At 69.2% G+C, this 22,360-nt stretch carries 19 protein-coding genes; 17 read left to right on the top strand and 2 right to left on the bottom strand.

The annotated features are described in order from the left end of the window. Positions 1–97 precede the first annotated feature (97 nt). From nagB to H490_RS22270, 3 genes are all read left to right on the top strand, one after another. Positions 98–889, top strand: a complete 792-nt coding sequence (gene nagB, locus H490_RS22280) for a glucosamine-6-phosphate deaminase (protein ID WP_017883664.1) — start codon at positions 98–100, stop codon at positions 887–889. Continuing rightward, positions 886–2,103: an N-acetylglucosamine-6-phosphate deacetylase gene (locus H490_RS22275; protein WP_017883663.1), complete on the top strand. Its 1,218-nt coding sequence runs from the start codon at positions 886–888 to the stop codon at positions 2,101–2,103. The genes nagB and H490_RS22275 overlap by 4 nt, the downstream gene beginning before the upstream one ends. Positions 2,104–2,196: 93 nt before the next feature. Then, positions 2,197–3,411 carry an NADP-dependent isocitrate dehydrogenase gene (locus H490_RS22270; RefSeq protein WP_017883662.1) on the top strand — a complete coding sequence of 405 codons (1,215 nt, stop codon included), beginning with the start codon at positions 2,197–2,199 and terminating at the stop codon, positions 3,409–3,411. A gap of 195 nt (positions 3,412–3,606) precedes the next feature. Here the strand turns inward: H490_RS22270 and H490_RS22265 are convergent, their stop codons facing one another. Next, a complete protein-coding gene (locus tag H490_RS22265) occupies positions 3,607–4,638 on the bottom strand; it encodes a LacI family DNA-binding transcriptional regulator (protein WP_017883661.1) in 1,032 nt (343 codons plus the stop codon). 226 nt (positions 4,639–4,864) lie between these two features. On the opposite strand from H490_RS22265, the gene H490_RS22260 reads away from it, so the two are divergent. The 6 genes from H490_RS22260 to H490_RS22235 all read left to right on the top strand — a co-directional run bounded on the left by H490_RS22260 (position 4,865) and on the right by H490_RS22235 (position 11,342). Next, on the top strand, positions 4,865–6,514 hold the full coding sequence (locus H490_RS22260) for an ABC transporter substrate-binding protein (protein WP_238560317.1): 1,650 nt from the start codon (positions 4,865–4,867) through the stop codon (positions 6,512–6,514). Between the two features lie 29 nt (positions 6,515–6,543). After that, positions 6,544–7,491, top strand: coding sequence for an ABC transporter permease (locus H490_RS22255; protein WP_017883659.1), 948 nt, complete (start codon positions 6,544–6,546; stop codon positions 7,489–7,491). Continuing rightward, positions 7,488–8,423 carry an ABC transporter permease gene (locus H490_RS22250; RefSeq protein WP_017883658.1) on the top strand — a complete coding sequence of 312 codons (936 nt, stop codon included), beginning with the start codon at positions 7,488–7,490 and terminating at the stop codon, positions 8,421–8,423. Before H490_RS22255 ends, H490_RS22250 begins: the two co-directional genes overlap by 4 nt. Then, positions 8,423–9,301, top strand: coding sequence for an ABC transporter ATP-binding protein (locus H490_RS22245; RefSeq protein WP_017883657.1), 879 nt, complete (start codon positions 8,423–8,425; stop codon positions 9,299–9,301). The genes H490_RS22250 and H490_RS22245 overlap by 1 nt, the downstream gene beginning before the upstream one ends. After that, complete coding sequence (locus tag H490_RS22240; protein ID WP_017883656.1) at positions 9,298–10,128, top strand: ABC transporter ATP-binding protein; 831 nt, start codon at positions 9,298–9,300, stop codon at positions 10,126–10,128. Before H490_RS22245 ends, H490_RS22240 begins: the two co-directional genes overlap by 4 nt. A gap of 149 nt (positions 10,129–10,277) precedes the next feature. Beyond that, a complete protein-coding gene (locus H490_RS22235; protein WP_017883655.1) occupies positions 10,278–11,342 on the top strand; it encodes a C45 family autoproteolytic acyltransferase/hydolase in 1,065 nt (354 codons plus the stop codon). Positions 11,343–11,640: 298 nt separating this feature from the next. On the opposite strand, the gene H490_RS22230 is transcribed toward H490_RS22235, so the two are convergent. Then, positions 11,641–12,741, bottom strand: a complete 1,101-nt coding sequence (locus H490_RS22230; protein WP_017883654.1) for an Atu2307/SP_0267 family LLM class monooxygenase — start codon at positions 12,739–12,741, stop codon at positions 11,641–11,643. Between the two features lie 491 nt (positions 12,742–13,232). Between H490_RS22230 and H490_RS22225 the strand changes: the two genes are divergently transcribed. The 8 genes from H490_RS22225 to H490_RS22190 all read left to right on the top strand — a co-directional run bounded on the left by H490_RS22225 (position 13,233) and on the right by H490_RS22190 (position 22,359). Continuing rightward, positions 13,233–13,850, top strand: a complete 618-nt coding sequence (locus tag H490_RS22225; RefSeq protein WP_193743394.1) for a helix-turn-helix domain-containing protein — start codon at positions 13,233–13,235, stop codon at positions 13,848–13,850. A 29-nt stretch (positions 13,851–13,879) separates the two neighbouring features. Next, the gene (locus H490_RS22220) at positions 13,880–14,992 is read left to right on the top strand and encodes an extracellular solute-binding protein (protein ID WP_081611617.1); all 1,113 of its coding nucleotides are present in this window, start codon (positions 13,880–13,882) and stop codon (positions 14,990–14,992) included. Between the two features lie 30 nt (positions 14,993–15,022). Beyond that, positions 15,023–15,934, top strand: coding sequence for an ABC transporter permease (locus H490_RS22215; RefSeq protein WP_152424218.1), 912 nt, complete (start codon positions 15,023–15,025; stop codon positions 15,932–15,934). Further along, complete coding sequence (locus H490_RS22210; RefSeq protein ID WP_017883650.1) at positions 15,931–16,758, top strand: ABC transporter permease; 828 nt, start codon at positions 15,931–15,933, stop codon at positions 16,756–16,758. The genes H490_RS22215 and H490_RS22210 overlap by 4 nt, the downstream gene beginning before the upstream one ends. Beyond that, entirely contained in the window at positions 16,755–17,837 is a 1,083-nt protein-coding gene (locus tag H490_RS32865; protein WP_041205224.1) for an ABC transporter ATP-binding protein, read from the top strand. Before H490_RS22210 ends, H490_RS32865 begins: the two co-directional genes overlap by 4 nt. Before the next feature lie 83 nt (positions 17,838–17,920). Next, entirely contained in the window at positions 17,921–19,078 is a 1,158-nt protein-coding gene (locus H490_RS22200) for an FAD-dependent monooxygenase (RefSeq protein ID WP_017883648.1), read from the top strand. Then, positions 19,075–20,700 (top strand): amidohydrolase, encoded by a 1,626-nt coding sequence (locus H490_RS22195; RefSeq protein WP_017883647.1) that lies wholly within the window; start codon positions 19,075–19,077, stop codon positions 20,698–20,700. The genes H490_RS22200 and H490_RS22195 overlap by 4 nt, the downstream gene beginning before the upstream one ends. Before the next feature lie 12 nt (positions 20,701–20,712). Next, positions 20,713–22,359 (top strand): thiamine pyrophosphate-binding protein, encoded by a 1,647-nt coding sequence (locus H490_RS22190; RefSeq protein WP_017883646.1) that lies wholly within the window; start codon positions 20,713–20,715, stop codon positions 22,357–22,359. The last annotated feature ends 1 nt before the right edge of the window (position 22,360 follow it).

Below are 22,360 nucleotides of genomic sequence, written 5' to 3'. Positions count from 1 at the left end.
AGATTGGTCTAGTCCTTTTCTCGCGCGCCGCGTCCGAGCCCGGTCAGCGTCGGCTTCGCCGCTGAGATCCACCCTCCCGAGCCCTCCAGGAGCCGCCGTGCAGATCACCATCGTTCCCGACGCGCACGCCGTCGCGGAGTGCGCCGCCGATCGGATCGCCGATGCGATCCGATCCAGCGCCGCGCGCGGCCGCCCGGCGGCGCTGGGCGTCGCCACCGGATCCTCGCCCCTCGGCACCTACGCCGCACTCGCCGCGCGGGTGCGCGCGGGCGAACTCGACGTCTCGGGCGTGGCCGCCTTCGCACTCGACGAGTACGTCGGCCTCGACCCGCACCACCCCGAGAGCTACCACTCCGTGATCCGCCGCACCGTGACCGAACCGCTCGGCCTCGACCCCGAGCGCGTGCACGTGCCGGACGGAGCCGCGGCCGACCTCGAAGCGGCCTGCGCCGACTACGAGCGGATGATCGAGGAGGCCGGCGGCGTCGACCTTCAACTGCTCGGCATCGGCGCCAACGGGCACATCGGGTTCAACGAACCCACCTCGTCGTTCGCCTCGCGCACCCGCGTCAAGACGCTCGCGCCGCAGACCCGCGCCGACAACGCCCGCTTCTTCGGCGCGCCCGACCAGGTGCCGGTGCACTGCGTGACGCAGGGGCTCGGCACGATCCTCGACGCGCGGCAACTGCTGCTCGTAGCGCAGGGTGAGGGCAAGGCCGACGCCGTGGCGCGGATGGTCGAGGGCCCGCTCGCGGGCGTCTGCCCCGCGAGCGCTCTGCAGCTGCACCGGCGCGCGGACGTGGTGATCGACCGCGCCGCCGCGTCGCAGCTGCGGCTCTCCGACTACTACGAGTACGTGCAGGAGCATCTGCCGGGCGGTGCGGCGTGATCGCGCTGCCCGACACCGGAACCGTGGCGGCCGACCGTGTCGTGACCTCCGCGGCCGTGCACGCGCCGGGCTGGGTATCGTTCGAGCGCGGCGCGATCACCGGGGTCGGCGGCGGGCGGCCCGCCGTGCAGCCCGACCGCGAGCTGGGCGGGGCGACGCTCGTTCCCGGCTTCGTCGACGTGCACGTGCACGGGGGCGGCGGGGCCGGGTACACGGAGGGGTCGGAGACGCTCGCGCGCCGGGCGCGCGCCGTGCACCTCGCCCACGGCACGACGACCAGCATGGCGAGCCTCGTGACCGACGCCCCTGCGGGGCTGCTCGCGGGCGTCGAGACGCTCGCGGCGCTCGTCGCCGTCGGCGAGATCAGGGGGATCCACCTGGAGGGGCCGTGGCTGAGCCCGGCGCGGGCGGGCGCCCACGACCCCGGGCTGCTGCGGCACCCGGACCCCGCCGAGATCGACGCGCTGCTGCGCGCGGGGTCGCTCCCGGCCGCCGAGCAGACGGACGCGGCGGGCGGACGGACCGGGGCGGCCCAGGACGGCGGATCGGGAGCGACCCCGAACGCGATCGCGATGGTGACGATCGCACCCGAGCTGCCCGGCGCCCTCGAAGCCATCGAGCGGTTCGTGCGCGCGGGCGTCGTGGTGGCGATCGGGCACACCGACGCCGACTACGAGCGCGTCGTGCGCGCGATCGACGCCGGCGCCGCGGTCGCCACGCACCTCTTCAACGCGATGCGCCCGCTGCACCACCGCGAACCGGGACCGGTGCTCGCGCTGCTCGAGGATCCGCGGGTCTCGATCGAGCTGATCGCCGACGGCACCCACCTGCACCCCGCGCTCGCCCGATGGGCCGCGGGTCGAGCGGGCGAGGGGCGGGCGCTGCTCGTGACCGATGCAATGGGGGCCGCCGGCTGCGGCGACGGCGCCTACCGCCTGGGCGCGCTCGACGTCGAGGTCGCGGGGGGTGTCGCGCGCGTGGCCGGCACCGACACGATCGCGGGCAGCACCGCCACCATGGACGGGCTGTTCCGCCGATGGGCCGGCGACTGCGCGGGCGACGCCGAGCTGATCGACGCGGTGCGGCTGACCGCCGCGAACCCGGCGCGCGCGATGGGCTGGCACGATGTCGGCGACCTCGCCGTCGGCAGGCGCATGCACGCCGTCGCGCTGGATCCCGATCTGCGCATCGTCGAGGTGCTGCGCGCGGGGTGAGTCCCGATTTATCTCGATGTCGAGAGATCCCAGCCGCTCTCGGGTAGGATGGGCGGCGGCTTCATACATACGAATACGAGAGTGGGAGAAGCGTTGGCGAAGATCAAGGTTGAAGGTACGGTCGTCGAGCTCGACGGCGACGAGATGACGCGCATCATCTGGCAGTTCATCAAGGACCGCCTGATCCACCCCTACCTCGACGTCACGCTCGACTACTACGACCTCGGCATGGAGAACCGCGACGCGACCGACGATCAGGTCACGATCGACGCCGCCCACGCCATCCAGAAGCACGGCGTCGGCGTCAAGTGCGCGACCATCACCCCCGACGAGGCCCGCGTCGAGGAGTTCGGCCTCAAGAAGATGTGGCGCAGCCCGAACGGCACGATCCGCAACATCCTCGGCGGCGTCATCTTCCGCGAGCCCATCATCATCTCCAACATTCCGCGCCTCGTGCCCGGCTGGAACAAGCCGATCATCATCGGCCGCCACGCCTTCGGCGACCAGTACCGCGCCACCGACTTCCGCTTCCAGGGCGAGGGCACGCTGACCGTCGAGTTCACCCCGAAGGACGGCGGCGAGCCGCAGAAGTTCGAGGTCTTCCAGTCGCCGGGCGACGGCATCGCCCAGGTGCAGTACAACCTCGACGCCTCGATCCGCGACTTCGCGCGCGCCTCGCTCAACTACGGCCTCTCGCGCAACTACCCGGTGTACCTCTCCACGAAGAACACGATCCTCAAGGCCTACGACGGCCGCTTCAAGGACATCTTCCAGGACATCTACGACACCGAGTTCAAGGAGCAGTTCGAGGCCGCGGGCCTCACCTACGAGCACCGCCTCATCGACGACATGGTCGCCTCGGCCATGAAGTGGGAGGGCGGCTACGTCTGGGCCTGCAAGAACTACGACGGCGATGTGCAGTCGGACACCGTGGCGCAGGGCTTCGGCTCGCTCGGTCTCATGACCTCGGTGCTCGCCACGCCCGACGGCAAGGTCGTCGAGGCCGAGGCCGCCCACGGCACCGTGACCCGCCACTACCGCCAGCACCAGCAGGGCAAGCCCACCTCGACCAACCCGATCGCCTCGATCTTCGCCTGGACGCGCGGCCTCGCGCACCGCGGCAAGCTCGACGGGAACCAGGATCTGATCGACTTCGCGAACACCCTCGAGGACGTGGTCATCAAGACCGTCGAGTCGGGCAAGATGACGAAGGACCTCGCGCTGCTGGTCGGCCCGGATCAGGGCTTCCTCACCACCGAGGAGTTCCTCGCCGCGATCGACGAGAACCTGCAGGCCCGCTTGGCCTGAGCCTCCGCGCTCCGCGATCCGCAGAGGGGGCCGGCGCTTCGGCGCCGGCCCCCTCTGCGCGTTCGGTGCTGTTTCCGCGCCGATGCTGCTTCCGCACCGATCGACGTTCACGCACCCGGTAGGCAGAGAACGCGGTGCTCGAACGTCGATCGGTGCATCGGCGATGCCGGGTGGCTACCGCGCGCGGCCGGGTGGCTACCGCGCGCGGCCGGGTGGCTGCCGCGCGCCGCCGGGTGCGCGGGTGGTCGACTCGCGGATGTCGAGCCGCGCGGTCGGGGTGGCGAGCGGCTCCTGCACCGGGCGGCCCTCGGCGAGTGCGACGGCCACCTCGACCGCGAGCTGCGCGGTCTCCTCGGGGCGCAGGTCGAGGGTGGTGACGGTGGGGCTCGAGGTGCGGTTCTGCATGGCCCCGGAGCCGGCGGAGACGAGCAGATCCTCGGGCACGCGGATGCCCCGCCGGATCGCCGCCTCGGTCACGCCGGCGGCGTGGCGGCCGGTGAGGCAGAAGATGGCGTCGGGGCGCTCGGCCGGGTCGCCGGAGAAGAAGTGGTCGATGACCCGCTCGCCGACCTGCTCGCCCTCCGCCTCGGGCAGAGCCAGCACGAGCGGCTGCTGCCCGCGCGCCTCGCACCAGTCGACGAGGGCCTGCCGCGAGCCGAGATTCCAGTCGTTGCGGTCGGTGCCCGTGACGAGGGCGATGCGCTGCGCTCCGGCCTGCGAGAGGTGGTCGATCATGGTCATGGCCTGCTGCCCGGCGGCCTCGTCGATGGCAGGGAAGAGGTCGCGTCGCGCGGGGTCGGCGCCCACCGTGACGAACGGGATGCGCTGCTCGGAGAGCATGGTGAGCACGGGGTCGTTCTCGAACGGCTCGGTCACGATGTAGGCGTCGGCGGCGAGTGCGCTGAACGGCACCCCTGGCCGTGTGGGGTCGTCGATGAGCATCATGCTGTACCCGCGCTCCATGGCGCTGAGCGATGCGGCGCCCGCGATGCGGAGGAAGTAGTCGACGCCCTCGGGCAGGAACGTGTCGAGGCTGTGGAAGGGGCGGATCACGAGCGCGAGGAGACCGAGCCGCGAGTTCTGCAGGCCGCGGGCGATGGCGCTCGGGCGGTAGCCGATCTCGGCGGCGATGCGTTCGATGCGTTCGACGGTCTCGCGGCGCACGACGCCCTTGCCGTTGAGGGCGTGCGAGACGGTGGTGGGGGAGACGCCTGCGGCCCTCGCCACATCTTTGATCGTCGGTCTGCCGCTGTGCTGCACTCCGTCAGGATAGCCCGGTCCCGGCCCGGCACCCGCCCCGAAAGCACCGCGAAGGCCCTGGACCGTTACCGAAAAGTTGCACCCAAACCGTTTTTCACAAATCGTTTTGGGTGCTAGCATCCTCGGTGGGTCTTCGTCCAGCGCTGTGCCGGACCAAGGGGATTCAAAGATGAAACTTCGAATGGAGAACAACGTGAAACTCGCAAAGACACGGGCATCGATCGCCCTGCTTGCCATCACGGGTCTGGCCCTCGCGGGCTGCGCGTCGGGAAGCCGGGGCGGCGGCGAGAGCGGCGGCGCCGACCTCGAGCTGCTGCAGACCACGCCCGCCGCCACGAGCGAGGCCGACAAGGTCACCTGGAACTCGACCTACGGCGAGCTCGCGAGCCTCGACCCCGCCAAGGCGTTCAACTACTCCGAGAACACGGTCGTCACGAACCTCTGCGAGCCGCTCTTCCAGATGCAGCCCGACTTCTCGATCGAGCCCAACCTCGCGACGGGGGCCGAGACCGAGGACGGCCTCACCTGGAGGATCGGCATCCGCGACGACGTCACCTTCTGGGACGGCACGCCGATGACCGTCGAGGACGTCGTCTACTCGCTCAAGCGCCACAACGATCCCGCCGAGGGCAGCTACTGGACCGGCGGCGTCACCGCGAACATCGCCGACGTCGTCAAGAGCGGCGACTCGGAGGTCACCGTCACGCTGAACACCCCCGACCAGCTGCTGCCCTCCTCGTTCTCGACCGTGCTCGGCGTGGTCGTGCAGGAGCAGCAGCGCAAGGCTGCCGGCGAGAACTACGGCAACCCCGACACCGGCGTGATGTGCACCGGCCCCTTCCAGTACACCCCCGGCAACTGGAAGCAGGGGCAGTCGATCACCCTCGACCGCTACGACGGCTACTGGAACGCCGAGAAGCAGGCCAAGGCCAAGCAGGTCGAGATCGGCTTCGTGGTCGACCCCACCGCGATCTCCACGGCGCTGGCCGCCGGTGAGATCCAGGGCTCCTACGACGTGCCGCTCCCCGCGCTGAGCGAGCTCTCGAACAGCACCTCGGGCAGCCTCTACTTCGGTGAGGGCATGCAGATCATGGCGATCATCTCGACCGGCAACGGCATCTTCGGCGATCCCGACGTGCGCCGCGCCATCACCCGCGCCACCGATCGCCAGGCCATCGCCGACACCGTCTTCGAGGGCACCGGCACGCCGTCGCGCTCGGTGGTGCCGCAGGCGCCCTGGGACGCGATCGACGGCGTCGCCGAGCTGCGCGACGAGGAGCTGCCCGACCTGGGCTACGACCTCGAGGCCGCCAAGGCCGAGCTCGAGAAGAGCGACGCGGATCTCTCGCAGCCCATCAAGATCGCGTACCCGAGCGAGCGCAGCTTCTACGCCGACATCCTCAACGAGATGGCGAACGGCGCCAAGGAGCTCGGCATCACCCTCGAGCCCGTCGGCGTGCCGAGCGCGCAGTTCGGCGTCTTCTTCTCGGACCCCGCCGCCCGCGAGGGCTACGACGGCTTCGTCACGACGAACTACCTGAGCGCTCCCGACCCGCTGCTGCACCTCATCAGCGTGGCCAAGACCGGCAGCGACCAGAACTACTCCGAGTTCTCCGACCCCGCGGTCGACGCGGCCCTCGACGCGGCGCTCGCCGAGAGCGACCCGCAGAAGCGCGCCGAGCTCACGGTCGAGGCCGAGGCGCTGATCATGGATCAGCAGCCGTGGGTGCCCGTCACCGATCTCGCGGTGCGCATGTACATGGACGACAGCATCACCGGCGCCCCCGCCTCGTTCGTGTACCTCTACTACCCGTGGGCCGCTGACCTCGGCTCCGCCGAGTAGTCGGTGACTCCGGCAGGAAGGGATCGTCCATGATCTACGTGCTGAAACGGATCGGAGCGCTCATCGCGGTGCTCGTCGTGTCCAGCTTCATCGTGTTCGCCGGCATGTACCTCGCTCCGGGCAGCCCGGAGCAGTTCCTGGTGCAGGGCCGCACGGTGAGCCCCGAGGTGCTCGCCACGATCCGCGCCCAGTACGGTCTGGACGATCCCTTCCTGCTGCGCTACTGGCACTGGCTCGTCGAGGTGGTGCAGGGCGACCTCGGCCGCTCCCTGCTCACCCAGCAGGACGTGTCGACCCTCGTCATGTCGCGCCTGCCGACCACGCTGTTCCTCGCGGCCTTCGCCGCGATCCTCATCATCGTCTTCGGAGTGGGCCTCGGGGTGCTCGCCGCCACCCGCTCGGGCGTCTTCGAGAAGCTCGTGGTCTTCGGCTCGAACCTCGGCTTCGCGGTTCCCACCTTCTTCGCCGCGCTCATCCTGATGGCGATCTTCGGTTCGAACCTCGGCTGGTTCCCGGTGTCGGGGTCCGGCGAGGGCTTCGCCGACAGGCTCTGGCACCTCACCCTCCCCGCGCTCGCGCTCGCCTTCCCCGGCATCTCCGTCGTGGCGCGCATCACGCGCACCGCCGTGCGAGAGGAGCAGGGATCCGAGCACGTCATCATGGCCATCGCCCGGGGCGTGCCGAAGCAGTTCGTACTCTGGCGACATACGATCCGCAACTCCATGCTGCCCGTCTCGACGGTGCTCGGCACCCAGATCGCGGGCCTGCTCGCGAGCGCCTTCGTCATCGAGTACGCCTTCACCCTCGACGGCATCGGCTCGCTGCTCGTCAACTCGGTGCAGAAGAAGGACTTCGCGGTGGTGCAGGCGATCGCGCTCATCATGGTGCTGGCCTTCGGCCTCATCAACCTCATCGTCGACCTGCTCTACGCGGTGATCGACCCCCGGGTCCGGCTGAGCAAGGGAGCGGCACGATGACGCAGCAGAAGTTCACGCGCAAACCGTCCACCAACACCACGTCGCAGGACACCGTCGCGGTGCAGCTGCTGCGCAAGCAACGGGGCGACGTGCCGGTCACGGGCTGGCGCGTCGTCGCGAAGCGGCTCGGCCCCATCGGCATCGTCTGCCTCGGCGTGATCCTGGTCGTCGTGCTGATGGCGGCGCTCGCACCCGTCATCGCCCCCTACGACCCGTACGAGGGCAGCGTCACCGCGCGCCACGAGGCCTGGAGCCTCGCGCACCTCATGGGCACCGACCAGTCGGGGCGCGACATCCTCTCGCGCATCATCTGGGGCGCCCGCACGAGCCTCATCGGGCCGCTGCTCGTGATCGTGATCACCGCCGTGCTGGCCACGGTGCTCGCGCTCACCGCCGTCTGGTTCGGCGGCCGGGTCGACGCGTTCATCAGCCGGATCCTCGACATCCTCTTCGCGTTCCCCAACATGCTGCTCGCGATCCTCGCGGTCGCCATCTTCGGCCCCTCGCTGCTCACCGCCTCGATCGCGCTGGCGATCGGCTTCACGCCCTACTCGGCGCGCGTCATCCGCTCGGTCGCCCTGCGGGAGCGCAACCTGCCCTACGTCTCCTCCGCGCAGCTGCAGGGCATCTCGGGCTTCATCATCACGGCGCGGCACATCCTGCCGAACGTGCGCACCCAGATCCTCACCGGTATGACGATCAACTTCGGCTACGCGATGATCGAGCTGGCGGCGCTGTCGTTCCTCGGGCTCGGCGTGCAGCCGCCGACGGCCGACTGGGGACTCATGGTCTCGAACGGCCAGGCATCGCTGCAGCAGGGCTACTGGGAGCAGAGCATCTTCGCGGGTCTCGCCATCGTGATCACCGTGGCCGCATTCGGCTACGTCGGCGAACAGCTCGGCGGTCGCCGGGCGGCAGGGAGGACCCGCTGATGCTGAACATCGAGAACCTCGTGCTCACGGTGTCCGACCCCGAGACCGGGGCCGAGACCGAGATCCTGCACGGCAACTCGTTCGCGCTCGCGCAGGGCGAGGCCCTCGGCCTCGTCGGCGAGTCGGGATCGGGCAAGTCGATGACGCTGAAGTGCATCCTCGGCATCGAACCCTCCGGCGCGCGCGTCGACGGCCGGATCGAGCTCGACGGCACCGATCTGCTCGCCTCGAGCGGCGAGCAGCTGCGGCGGATCCGCGCGAACGATCTCGCGCTCATCGCCCAGAACCCGCACGGCGCGCTCAACCCCGTGCTGCCGGTCAGCCGCTTCCTCGTCGAGGGCATGAGCGACGCCCGCACCATGAGCCGGGCCGACGCCGAGGCGAAGGCCGCGGAACTGCTGCACCAGGTCGGCATCACCGACACCGAACGCGTGCTGCGCTCCTACCCGCACCAGCTCTCCGGCGGCATGCTGCAGCGCGTGGTGATCGCGGGCGCGATCTCGGGCAGCCCGAAGCTGCTGCTCGCCGACGAGCCGACCACCGCGCTCGACGTCACCACCCAGGCCGAGGTCGTCGCGATCCTCGACGAGATGCGGCGCGAGCACGGCCTCTCGATGATCTTCGTCACCCACGACCTCGACCTCGCCGCCGCGGTGTGCGATCGGCTGGCCGTGATGAAGGACGGCGAGATCCTCGAGATCGGCACACCCGAGCAGATCCGGGATCACCCCGAGACCGAGTACACCCGGGCGCTCATGGCCGCCCGGCCCATGCTCTACCCCGCGGGGCACCCCGCGCAGGAGGAGGGCGCGCACGCCGCGGGCGCTGCGGGCCGCCCGGGCTCCGGGGACGCGAACGACGAGGAGGCAGGCGCATGAGCGAGCAGCCGATCATCGAGGTCGAGCACCTCAAGCGCACGTTCCATCTCGGCCGCAGGGCCAGCGTCGCCGCGCTCGACGACGTCTCCTGCGAGCTGCGCGCGGGCACCTGCCTCGCGGTCGTCGGGGAGTCGGGGTCTGGCAAGTCGACGCTCGCACGCGTGATCGTCGGGCTCGAGTCGGCCGACTCGGGCACCGTGCGCATCGCCGGTACCGACGTGAAGCCGACCACGGCGCGGCGGGCGCTGCGCGAGCGGGCGAAGCTCGTGCAGATGGTGTTCCAGGATCCGCAGGGCTCGCTCAACCGATCCCTGCCAGTGTCGGCCACGATCGACGAGATGCTGCGCGCGCACCGCCCCGACCTCGACAAGGCCGGGCGCCGGGCGCGCGTGCTCGAACTCTTCACCGAGGTCGGGCTCACCGAGCGGCACGCCGACGCGAAACCGGCCGCGCTCTCCGGCGGCCAGAAGCAGCGCGTCGCCATCGCCCGCGCCCTCGCGGCCGAGCCCCAGATCATCGTGCTCGACGAGGCCGTCTCGGCCCTCGACGTGTCGGTGCAGGCCCAGGTGCTCGACCTGCTCAAGAGGCTGCGCGCCGAGCACGGCCTCTCGTACCTCTTCATCACCCACGACCTCTCGGTGGTGCGCGACATCGCCGACGACGTGGTGGTGATGCGGAAGGGCCGCATCATCGAGCGCGGCACCGTGAGCGCCGTGCTCGACGCGCCCGAGCAGCCGTACACGCGTCTCCTCATCGCCTCGGCGCCCCGGCCGGGCTGGCGCCCCCGGCGCGGCCTGCGCGAGGCGCTGCTCGCCGGCGAGGGCTGAGCGCCCCCCCCGCGGCGGCGGGGCCGCACCCGGTCTCGCCGCCGGCACGGTGACCGGCCCCGCCGCCGGCCCCGGGCGCTCGAACGCCCCGATCCCGGTTCGCCGGCACCCGCAGCACCCGACTCCGCACCCACTCAGAAGGAACCCCCATGACGACCACACCCGAACGCCTCCACCTCGACGTCTCGGGCGCCACCCCGCGCGAGCTGGGGCTCAGCCGCGGCACCGCGCTGCGGGCCACGCTGCCGGCCGCCTACGCGAAGTACGCCGAGCTGTTCCGGGTGCTCGGCGTGAGCGAGGCGCACGAGCGGGAGGGCGTCGAGCGCGTCATCGCGGCGCTCGAAGGCTGGCGCCCGCAGCTGGTCGAGCAGCTCGCCGGCGTCGCCGAGGGCGCCGGGATCGAGCTCGCGCAGGTGGTCGCGCTCAACGCCCGCACCGAGATCATCGCCCTCGGCGGCCGCGGCTCGAGCGAGTGCTCGACGCTCACCGCGCAGATCGGGGGGCACCGCGTCGGTGTGCAGACCTGGGACTGGCACATCGAGCTCGACCCCTTCTGGCACACGCACACCGTCACCGGCCCCGGGCTGCGCTACGCCGGGCTCACCGAGCAGGGCATCCTCTCGAAGATCGGCGTCAACGAGGCCGGCCTCGCCCTGCACTTCAACATCCTCGGCCATCGCGGCGACGGCCCAGACGGGGTGCCCATGCATCTGCTCTCGAGCGTGGTGCTCTCGGAGTGCCGCTCCGTCGACGAGGCGATCGAGCTGATCCGAGAGGCGCCCGTCGCGTCGTCGTCGGCGTTCACCATGCTCGACGCGCAGCGCGCCGTCTCGGTCGAGATGAGCCCCGCCGGAGTCTTCCCCATCGAGGAGGTGGACGGATCCGTGCAGCGCACCAACCACTTCCAGCACGGCACGCCGCTCGCCGAGCAGAAGTCGGAGATCTACGAGCCCGACTCCTCGGAGCGGCTCGCGCTCGTGCGCGAGCGGCTCGCCGAGGGCGCGCCGGCCGCTGCCGACGAGCTGGTGCGGGTGCTGCTGAGCGGCGAGGGGGAGCCGCCCCTCACCTGCCGCGCCGACATGTCGAAGACGTACGGCGAGCGGTGGGCGACGCTCGCCACGATCATCACCGACCCCGACGCGCGCACGATCCGCATCCTCGACGGCATGCCCACCGATGCCGAGACCGGGGCGTGGCGCACGCTTGTCGCGTAGACGCTGAGCGCGGGCCGTCCGCGGTTCGGCACCGATCGACGTTCGAGCACCTGTTTCTCGCGAAACGGGGTGCTCGAACGTCGATCGGTGCGTGTGCGTGGCTGGGTGGGGCGGGGCGGGCGCCGGGTCGCGCGAGAGATCGGGGCGGCGCCGCGACGGTCCCGCCCCGCGGCCCGAGAGCAGACCCTGCACCGCGGTCCGCGAGCAGACCCTGCACCGCGATCCGCGAGCAGACCCCGCCCCGCGGCCCGCGAGCAGACCCTGCACCGCGGTCCGCGAGCAGATCACGCCCCGCGGCTCAGTCCGCGAGCAGCTGCCGCACCCGCGGGATCACCTTGCGCCCGTAGAGTTCGATGCTCGCGCACAGCAGCTCGTGCGGCATGGTGCCGTTGGCGTACTTGAGGTCGAATCGGTCGGCGGCGAGCAGTCGCACCGTGCGCGCGATGCGCTGCGCCACGGTCTCGGGCGAACCGACGTACAGCGACCCCTCATCGGCCTCGCGCTCGAATTCCGCCCGCGTCGTGCGCGGCCAGCCCCGCTCGGCGCCGATGCGGTTGCGATTCGCCTCGAAGTGCGGCCACAGCTGATCGCGGGCCTCGGCATCGGTCTCGGCGATGTGGCCGGGGGAGTGCACGCCGAGCGGCATCGCATCCCGGCCCAGCTCGTCCTGGGCCTGCCGGTAGAGATTCGCGAACGGCAGGAAGCGCGAGGGATCCCCGCCGATGATCGCGAGCATCATGGGGATGCCCACCTGCACCGTGCGCAGCACGGAGTGCGGGCTTCCGCCGACGCCGATCCACGCGCGCACCCCGTCGGGCTGCTCGGTCTTCGGGAAGACCTCCTGCTCCACGAGCCGGCTGCGGTGGCTGCCCGACCAGGTCACCGCGCCCTCGCCGCGCAGCCGGGAGAAGAGGTCGAGCTTCTCGCTGAAGAGCGCGTCGTAGTCCTCGAGTCGGAAGCCGAAGAGCGGGAACGACTCCGTGAAGGAGCCGCGGCCCAGGATCACCTCGGCCCGGCCGCTGCTCACGGCGTCGAGCGTCGCGAACCGCTCGTACACCCGCACCGGGTCGTCGCTCGACAGCACCGTCACCCCGGTGCCGAGCAGGATGCGCTCGGTGCGGCCGGCGATGGCGGCGAGCGCGATCTCGGGGCTGCTCAGCGCGAAGTCGTCCCGGTGATGCTCGCCGAGGGTGATCGCGTCGACCCCGGAGCGTTCGGCGAGCGCGGCCTGCTCGACCACGTCGCGGATCACCTGCGCGTGGTGCACGGGCGCGCCGTCGGCGGTGCGGGTGACATCGCCGAAGGTGTCGAGGCCGAGGATGAGCTGGTGCGCGTCGGCTCCGGCGACCGCCCGCAGCGGGGTCGGAGCGGAGCGCGGCGCGGGCGTGGTGTGGGGCATGCGCCTCTCAACCGAGAACGATCGGGCGGTATTCCTCGGCCGCGCCGGTCACCGCGCCATCGGCGGCATCGGGATCGCGGCTGACCGAGCAGGCGCTGGATCTCGCGGATGCTCTCGCCCCGCAACGCAAGATCCGGGATCGCGGGTCCCGCCGGATCGGAGTCGACAGGTTCTCCGCCCGACGGAGCCGTCTCGACCTCCCGATCCGGCTGTCCCCGCCTGGAGCGGGAGCGCGGCGAGTCGGGTGCGCTGCGGTCCGGTCGCCGCCGCTTGTGCGAGGGAGGACCGGCGCGATAGTGAGACTGAATAATTATTCAGTATATCTGCAATGCGCCCGGCGATTCTGTGTGAGGGCTGCCGTGTGATCCGTATGATTTCGCGGATGCGCTATCTTTCTCAAGATGTAACTGAATCGTCACTGTATAAAACTTAACCAATCATGTAGTCTCGTGGTGTTCGTGAGATCGAGTTTCTGCAGTGAGGCAATGCACGTGAGCAATGAAGACATCGGGCCGGTGCTCCGGCGCATGCGTCGCGGCGCCGCGATGACGTTGCAGCAGATGTCCGCCGCCACCGGTCTCTCGCAGAGCTTCCTCAGCCAGTTCGAGCGCGGTCGCACCCAGGCCAGCATCAGTTCGCTCCGGCTCATCACCGACGCGCTCGGCATGAACATCCATGATGTCTTCGGCGCCGTCGGCAACGACGGCTACTCCGCGGTCGTGCGCGCGGCCGAACGACCGCTCCTTCCCTTCGGTGACCGGGCGATCAAATCCATCGTCGGCTCGCGCGGCCTCAGCCGTTTCGAAATGCTCGAGGTCGTGTTCGAGGCCGGCGGCTCCACCGGTCACGGGCAGTACGCGCACGGGCACCATGAAGAGATGATCGTGGTGCTCAGCGGCTGCGTCGGCGTCGAACTGGGCGAGGATCGTCACCTCCTCGACTCCGGGGACTCGCTCTCGTTCCACTCGGAGACACCGCACCGCGTGGTCAACGCGGGCGGGGAGAGCGCTCGGGTGCTCTGGGTCGTGAGCCCTCCGGGGGCGCACGGGCCCGCATCGCTCGACACCGACGACAGAACTCGTCGGCAAGAACTTTCACCCCTCCCGTAGCAAAAAGATCAAGAAAGGCGTGAAGCGTAATGAAATCAAAGAAGATTCAACGTCGACTGGGGCTCGGCGGAGTGGTCGCACTCGGCCTGGCCGCATCCCTCGGCCTCGTGTCCTGCTCCAGCGGGGGCGGAACCTCCGGCGGCGGAGCCGATAACGGAGAGAATCCGTCACTCGTCATCGCGAGCTGGGGCGACCCCTTCACCTCTGCCACGCAGGAGTTCCTCGTGGACCCGTTCGTGGAGGAGACCGGCTACGACGTGCAGATCGTCGATGCTCCGGGCAAGTACGTCGCCAGCCTGGAAGCGCAGCAGCAGGCGAACAACATCGAATGGGATCTGCTCGACTCGACTTCGGCGCCCGACGCGTACATCGCGTACGACAAGGGTCTCATCGAGAAGATGCCGGACGACGTGAGGGAGCGCATCTCCGAGGTGCTGCCGGAGGACGCCGTCACCGACTTCGGCATCACCTGGTCGATCCTCGGATACATCACCGCCTGCAACGCGGCTGCCGCACAGGCCTGCCCGCAGAACACCGCGGAGATGTTCGATACCGAGCAGTTCCCGGGATCCCGCACCAGCATCTCAACCTCGCCGCTGGTGAATCTGAGCCTCGCGGAGGTCGCCTCCGGCGTGGATGTGGCCGATCTCGCCACTCACGAGATCGATATGGAGCGCGCGTTCGCGAAGCTGGAGGAATTCAAAGCCGCCGGCGGCACCTGGTGGAACAGCGGCGACCAGTTCATGCAGGTGTTCTCGACCAACGAGGTCGACATGGGCTTCGGCTACAGCGGTCGCTCCTACGCCGTGGCGGAGGACATGGAGAACCTCGAGATCAATTGGGAGGGCGGGCTGTACAACCCCGGCTTCTGGAACGTCGTCGAGGGCTCTGAGGATTCGGAGGCCGCGTGGGAGTTCGTCGAGTGGATCGCAACGCACCCCGAGGCCGCTGCGAACTGGGGACAGGCGCTCGGCTACTCGGTGCCGAACCCCGATTCGTTCGACTACATCGAGCCCGAGGTCGCCGAGACGCTCGCCGATTTCCCGGCCAACCGCGAGTTGCTGGGCGGCATGAACTTCAACTGGTACGTCGAGAACTACCAGGAAGTGAACGACCGCTGGCAGGAGTTCCTCCGCGGCTGATCCGGGCGCGCGAAGGAGAGGAGAACGAGTATGTCCAACCCCAGCAGCACTCAGCTTCTGGCCACCGTGAGCGGAGGTCGGAAGAGGAAACCGTGGTCGGCGAGCCTGCCGAGACCGACGGCGATCCTGATGGTGATTCCGCTCGTCATCCTCGTTCTCCTCTTCGTGGTGTACCCCCTGGTGAAACTGACCGTCGACGCCTTTACCCAGGGCGAGGGGGGATTCTCCAACTTCGCCGCGGTGTTCCTCTCGGGTGCGATCCGCAACTCGATGGTCAACACCCTGGTGATGTCGGTCATCGTGACGGCGCTGTGCCTGGTGATCGGCGGTACGCTCGCCTGGATCCTCGCCACTCCGCAGCGCGCGTGGGTGAAGGGCCTCGTGTGGGCTGCGATTCTGCTGCCGTTCTGGATGGGGGTGATCGTCAAGACCTACGCCTGGGCGGTACTGCTGGCCAAGAACGGCGTGATCAACTCGCTCCTGATCTCGATCGGCGTGATAGATCAACCGCTGTCGCTGCTCTACACGCCTTTCGCCGTGGTGCTCGGCATGACTTACACGATGCTGCCCTACGCGGTGCTCGCGATGTATCCCACGATCTCCGGCTTCAATCGGGAGCTCCTCAATTCGTCGAGGATCCTCGGTTCGTCGCGCACCGGCGCGATGCTGAAGATCTGGCTGCCCAATGTGACGCCGGGTCTCGCCGCCGCCGCAGCCATCGTGTTCGCGATCAGCATCGGCTTCTACATCACCCCGGTGCTGCTGGGCGGCGCGCAGGTGCCGTTCATGGCCTCGGTGATCGGCGACGACATCTTCAGCTTCTTCAACTACCCGCGAGCCGCCGCGTCGTCCGTCGTGCTGCTCGTGACCGCGCTCGTCGTGCTGCTCGTGACGCTGCGCGCGGTCGGCGCCCGAGCGCTGAAGGGAGGACTCGGAGGATGAGCGCTGCAACCACACGTCACAGCCTGCGTCGCGCTCCGCGCGTCATCGACCAGATCAGCAGGTGGCTCGGCAGGGTCGTCGCGCTCATCGGCCTGGTGTTCCTGCTCGCCCCGGCGCTCGCGATCGTCGTGATGTCGTTCGCCAACGACGCGAGGATCTCGTTCCCGCCGAAGCGGTGGGGGTTCGAACGATACGTCGAGGTCTTCACCTCAGGCACCTGGGGCCAGCCGACGATGCTCTCGATCGAGATCGGCCTCTGGGCCGGTGCGCTCGCACTGCTCGTCGCGCTACCGCTCGTCTTCGCACTCAAGCGCAGTACGCTCCCGGGCAAGGGCCTGTTCGAGGGCTCCGCGATCGCGCCCCTCGTGATTCCGGTCGCCGCCTACGCCGTCGGCCTGTACGGCGTGTTCGCGCAGCTCGGGCTGCTCGGAGAGAAGGTCGGCGTGATCCTCGCCCACTCGGTATATGCGCTGCCGCTCGTGGTGATCGTGCTCTCGACGTCACTCGAACAGATCGCACCGGACCTTGAGCTCGCCGCGATGACGATGGGCGCCTCCCGACTCAAGGCCTGGCTCACGATCACGCTCCGGTTGCTGATGCCCTCGCTGCTCGCCGGCTTCCTGATGGGGTTCATCACCAGCTTCGATGAAGCGGTGCTCATCACCTTCCTCGGCGGAGTCGGGCTCGTGACGCTGCCCAAGTACATCTTCGATTCGGTGCAGTACGCCGTCGACCCCGCGATCACCGCGATCGCCACTCTGCTCATGTTCGTGACGACCGCGCTGATGCTGCTCGCCACCACGCTTCGAAAGGGAAAGAAATGACTGCTGCGCGCGGAACGATCGCTGACCAGGCGGTGGACGTGAAGCTGCACATCCGCAGGCTGGTCAAGAACTTCGGTGATACCGAGGTGCTGAAAGCACTGGACCTCGACGTCAGCGACGGTGAGTTCCTCACCCTGCTCGGCCCTTCCGGCTCGGGCAAGACAACGCTGCTGCGGATCATCGCCGGTTTCGAGAACGCGACGAGCGGCGAGATGCGCATCGGAGACACCGATCTGCGGAGCCTCACGCCATCGGAGCGCCAGCTCGGCATGGTGTTCCAGAACTACGCGCTCTTCCCGCACATGACCGTCGCCGACAACGTCGCCTACGGATTGAACGTGCGCAAGGTGCGCGGCCCCAAGCGTGATCGCCGTGTGGCCGAGATGCTTGAGATCGTGGGCCTCGAGCATCTGCGCGATCGCCGGCCTGCGCAGCTCTCGGGCGGGCAGCAGCAGCGCGTCGCCCTTGCCAGAGCGCTCGCGTACGAACCCGAGATCCTGCTCATGGACGAGCCGCTCGGCGCGCTCGACCGCAGTCTGCGGCTGCAGATGGAAACCGAGATCAAGCGCGTGCACCGCCAGATCGGCACGACTGTGATCTACGTGACCCACGATCAGGAGGAGGCGCTCGTGCTCTCCGACCGGGTCGCGATCATGAGCCAGGGGAACTTCGCCGGCCTCGACACCCCGATGCAGCTGTTCAGGACTCCGCCCAACTCCTTCGTCGCCAAGTTCTTCTCGGACTCGAACATCTTCGACGGCGAACTCTCGGGCGGCGTGCTCCGGGCCTTCTCGCAGGCCGCGCAGGTGGAGTCGGCCCTGAGCGGAGAGGTGAAGCTGGCCGCGCGCCCGGCATTGACGAGGATCGGGGAGCTTCCGAAGGGCACCCCCGGTTTCCAGTTGCAGGGCACGGTCGAAGAGGTCAACCTGCTCGGCGAGAACGAGCAGCTCGAGTTGGCGATTCCCGGTACCGGAGGAGTCGTCGTGCGGCGCGCGCTGGGGAGCGGCAGCAGCGTGAGTCTCGGTGAGACGGTGCCTGTGCACCTGGCGGCGGCCGACATCACCGTCATGGCCGACTGAGGAGACCGGTTGCCCGGTTCGAGCCACCACGACACCCCGGATTCGCCGGGGTTCAGAAGACCATTCAGAGGAGAGAGAAGACAATGACCAAACACATCGCCGTCGCGGGCGGCGGCATCGCAGGGCTTGCAGCCGCCGCCTCGTTCGCGAAGTTCGGTTTCGACGTCGATGTCTACGAGCAGGGAGACAACCTGCGCGAGATCGGTGCGGGCATCTACATCAAGGAGAACATATTCGACGTGCTCGACGAGCTCGAGCTCAGCGAGCGCATCCAGCAGGTGGGCGTGCGCATCGACGCCGCCCGCATCGTCGATCAGGATCGGGTGATCGTCACCAGCCGCGACGTGAGCGGCGAGCGCCTCGTCGTCGCGCTCCGCTCCGAACTGCACAACGCGCTGCGCGATAAGGCCCTCGAGCTGGGCGCCAAGGTGCATACCGGGCGCCGCGTGGTGGGAGCGGATCCCAAGGGCGCGCTGCTCTTCGCCGACGGCGAACGCGTCGAGGCCGACCTCGTGATCGGCGCCGACGGCCTCCACTCGCGCGTGCGCGACTCGCTGCAGCTGGCACGCCTCAAGGTGGGTCTCGGTGACGGCGCCACTCGCGTGCTCGTTCCCAAGCACCCCAACGAGGGCGCCTACAGCACCGAGCACTGGTCGGGCCAGCTGCGGGTGGGCATCGCCCCCTGTTCCGACGAGTACACCTACATGTTCATCATCGGTCCCGAGAAGGATCGCCGCGCCACCCGCGTACCCCTGGACAAGGCGTACTGGAAGCGGCACTTCCCGCACCTCGCCCAGTACTTCGACGCGGTCACCCCCGAGATGTCGGTCCATCACCGCCACGAGGTCGTCTACTGCGACAGCTGGGTGAAAGGCAACGTCGCCATCATCGGCGACGCGGCGCACGCGCAACCGCCGAACTTCGGTCAGGGCGCCGGCGTGGCGATCTGCGCCGCATGGGAGCTGGCAGAGTGCCTGGCCGCCGAGGACGATGTGCGCGACGCGCTGCACGACTGGGAGATGTCGACGCGCCCGCGCATCAACATGGTGCAGGGGCTGACCACCGCCTATGACATCCTCAACTACAAGTGGCCGCGACCCCTCACGCCGCTCCGCTCGAAGCTCTTCTCGGCGATCTCCCACTCGAAGACGCTCAGCAAGCCGTGGGAGTTCTACTGGCGCGGCGGCCGCGTCGAGCCGCGCGAGCTCGGCAACCACGCCATCGGGGATCCGCGGCCATGACCGCCGGCACCGATGCGTACATCCTGCGGAACTGCCGCGTCATCACCATGGACGAGGACCGTCCCCGTGCCGAGGCGATCGCCGTCTCAGCCGGGGAGATCCTCGCGGTGGGCAGCCTCGCCGAGGTGCGTGCGGCTGCGGAGGATGCGCCCGAACACGATCTCGGGGGAGCCTCGGTGCTCCCCGGCTTCATCGACGCGCACACGCACGTCGAGATGATCGCGCTCTCGCGGCACTTCTGGATCGACGTGCGGGAGCTCACCGCTCCCGACGCGATCGTGGCACGCCTGGTGGAACGCGCGGCCGGCCTCCCCGCCGAGGACTGGGTGATCGGCCAGGGCACCTTCGGCCAGAACCTGCCGAGCAAGGAGCAACTGGACGCCGCGTTCCCGGATCGCCCGGCCGCGGTGCGATGGACGATGCACAAGTATGTGGTCAATCAGGCCGCGCTCGACGCGAGCGGAATCGATGCGGGCACCGCGGTCGGGCCGGGCGTACGCATTCAGCGCGACGCGGAGGGGCGCCTCAACGGCGTGCTCGAGGAGGCGTGGGATCTGCTCGCGATCCCCGCGTACTCGCGAGACCGCCTCGCCCCGGCGATCCGCGAGTCGCTGCGTGAGCTGTTCTTGAAGAACGGCGTCACCACAGTGCACGAGATCGGCTGCACTGCGGACGGTTTGCGCGCCATGCAGGGGCTTGCGAACGAGCGCGAGATCCCGCGCCTCGGCGTGCTGCTCACCGCGAAGCCGGGTCACCAGCCGCTCATCGAGACCTCGCAGCGCGTGATGCAGGTGCTCGGCGGGCAGCTGGGCGACGACCGCTACTGGGTGCAGGGCATCAAGATCTTCATGGACGGCGGCCGTGACGGCGCCTTCCGCACCGACGATCTCTCCGGGCCGGCCGACGGGTGGGGACTGCTCACCCGGCTCTACCCGACTCTCGTCGACGAGCTCGTCACCGCTGTGCGCGCCGGCATGCAGGTGTGCACGCACGCGATAGGCGACCTCGCGCAGGAGATCGCGGTATCCGCGGTGGAGCGAGTGCACCAGGTGTTCCCGGACCTCGACCATCGTCTGCGCATCGAGCACTTCTTCAACGAGAGCTTCGGCACCGTCAACCTCGAGCGCCTTGTCGCGGCGGGGGGACTCGCCGTGCCGAACCCCGGATTCGTGTTCGCCGAGCCCGACGATCCGGCCCGACGACAGCCGCCCGGGGCCGCGAAGTACGCGCTGCGGACGCTCGAGCGGATTCAGGGTCGCATCCCGGGCAATTCCGATACCGCCGGAGCTCAGCCGTTCACCACGAATCCGTGGTTCACCATGCGGTGCATGCTGCAGCTGCAGAACAAGAACGGGGTCGAGGTCAATCCCGCAGAGACCGTGGACGTGGAGACGGCGCTGCGCGCATTCACGGTCGACGCCGCCTACGCGACCAAGCAGGAGACGCGGAAGGGCCGCATCGCACCGGGGCTCCTCGCCGACCTGGCGATCATCGATCGAGATCCGTTCGCGATCGGCCCCGAGAAGTTCGACCAGGTCGCGACCCTTGCCACCGTGGTCGGTGGCGACGTGCTGCACGGCTCGTTCGCCGTCGGCACCCCGACACCGATTCCGGCCCAGTGAGGACGATACTCGATGCTCCGTAGCGAATCCCCGGTCGACACCGTCACCCTTGCCGATGCGATCGCCCGCCGGCTCACGCAGTACGGCGTGGAACACGTGTTCGGCATCCCCGGTACGCACAACCTCGAGCTCTTCCGCTCGCTCGGCACGGCCGGCATCGAGGTGATATCCGCCCATCACGAGCAGGGGCTCGGTTACGCGGCCGACGCCTACTCCCGGGTCAGCAGCAGACCCGCTGTGGTGGTCACGACGACGGGACCCGGAATCACGAACCTCATCACCGCCCTCGCCACGTCGCTCGCAGCGTCGGTGCCGGTGCTGGCGATCGCCCCCGGGATCCCGGAGGGCGGCGCGGACGGAAGAGCGGGCTGGCTGCACGATCTGCCGTCGCAGCTGGGGCTCATGAGCCGGCTCGTGCGCAGCCGCCGGGCGCAGAGTGGAGCCGCAGCCGTCTCGTTCATCGACGAAGTCGCGCGATCCTGGCAGACAGAGCGCCCCCTGCCGGCCTACCTCGAGGTGCCCTTCGATCGTTTCACCGCGGAGGAGGAACTGATCCTCGGCGAGCTTCCGGCGTTCGACACGGGGAGCGGCTGGCCCGCCCAGGCGGAGATCAATCGAGCAGCGCAGCGGCTCGTCGAAGCCGAACGCCCCGTGATCGTCGCGGGGCGAGGCGGCGCCAATCCTGAAGCAGCGGGCTCGGTGCGCCAGATCGCGGAAGCGCTGGGGGCGCCCGTGGTGACGACCGCGAACGCGAAGGGGGTGCTCGACGAGACGCACCCGCTGTCGCTCGGGGTGTCGCTTCGCGTGAACGCGGCGAAGCAGATGCTCGAGCGATCCGACGCGGTGCTCGTCGTCGGGTCCGATCTCGGGAGCTCCGAGTTCTGGGGGCCCTGCCCCGCGCTGGGCGAGACGATGATCCGGGTGGATGTCGACGCGCAGATGATGCACGCGAACGCCCGGGCCCCGTTTCCGCTGCTCGGACGCTCGGAACTCGTCATGCCGAGACTTGCCGCTGCGGTAGCGGAACGGCGGGGTGCGGGATCCGCTTCGAATGCGTGGGATGCCGCGGACCTGGAGGCTGTCGCCGCCGACCTCGCCGCCTATGGGGATGGCTACCGAAGATTTCACGAGCATGTGCAGGACCTCACCGATCCCCTCGACGTCGCGATCGCGGGCGACTCGTCGCAGGTGACCTACTTCGGTACGGCGACTTATTGGAAGGCTCAGAGGCCCAACCGCTTCCTCTACCCCGCGGGCTACGGCACGCTCGGGTACGCGATCCCCGCGGCGATCGGGGCCGTTCTCACCGGAGAGGTGGATCGGGTCGTGGCGATCACCGGTGAGGGCGGGATGCTCTTCAGCGTGCAGGAACTCGCGACCGCTGCGGAGCTCGGCCTGCCCGTCGTCACCATCGTGTTCACGAATGGCGGATACCAGGAGATCCGTGACGGCATGGACAGTGCTGGCATCGCGCCCGTGGGGGTCAGTTTCACCGCTCCTGATTTCGTGTCGCTCGCCCGCGGGTTCCGCATCGAAGCACGATCCGTCGTCGCCGACGGCATGAACGAGATCGGCTTCCGCGAGGCGCTCGAGTGGGCGCTCGCGAAGAACGAACCGACACTCATCGAGGTCGATGTCACCGGCACCATGCGCCGGTGAT

The organism is Leucobacter sp. UCD-THU (assembly GCF_000349545.1).
GTDB lineage: Bacteria > Actinomycetota > Actinomycetes > Actinomycetales > Microbacteriaceae > Leucobacter > Leucobacter muris.
Note: the sequence above shows the minus strand (reverse complement) of the source record. Positions and strands in the feature narration are given on the sequence as shown.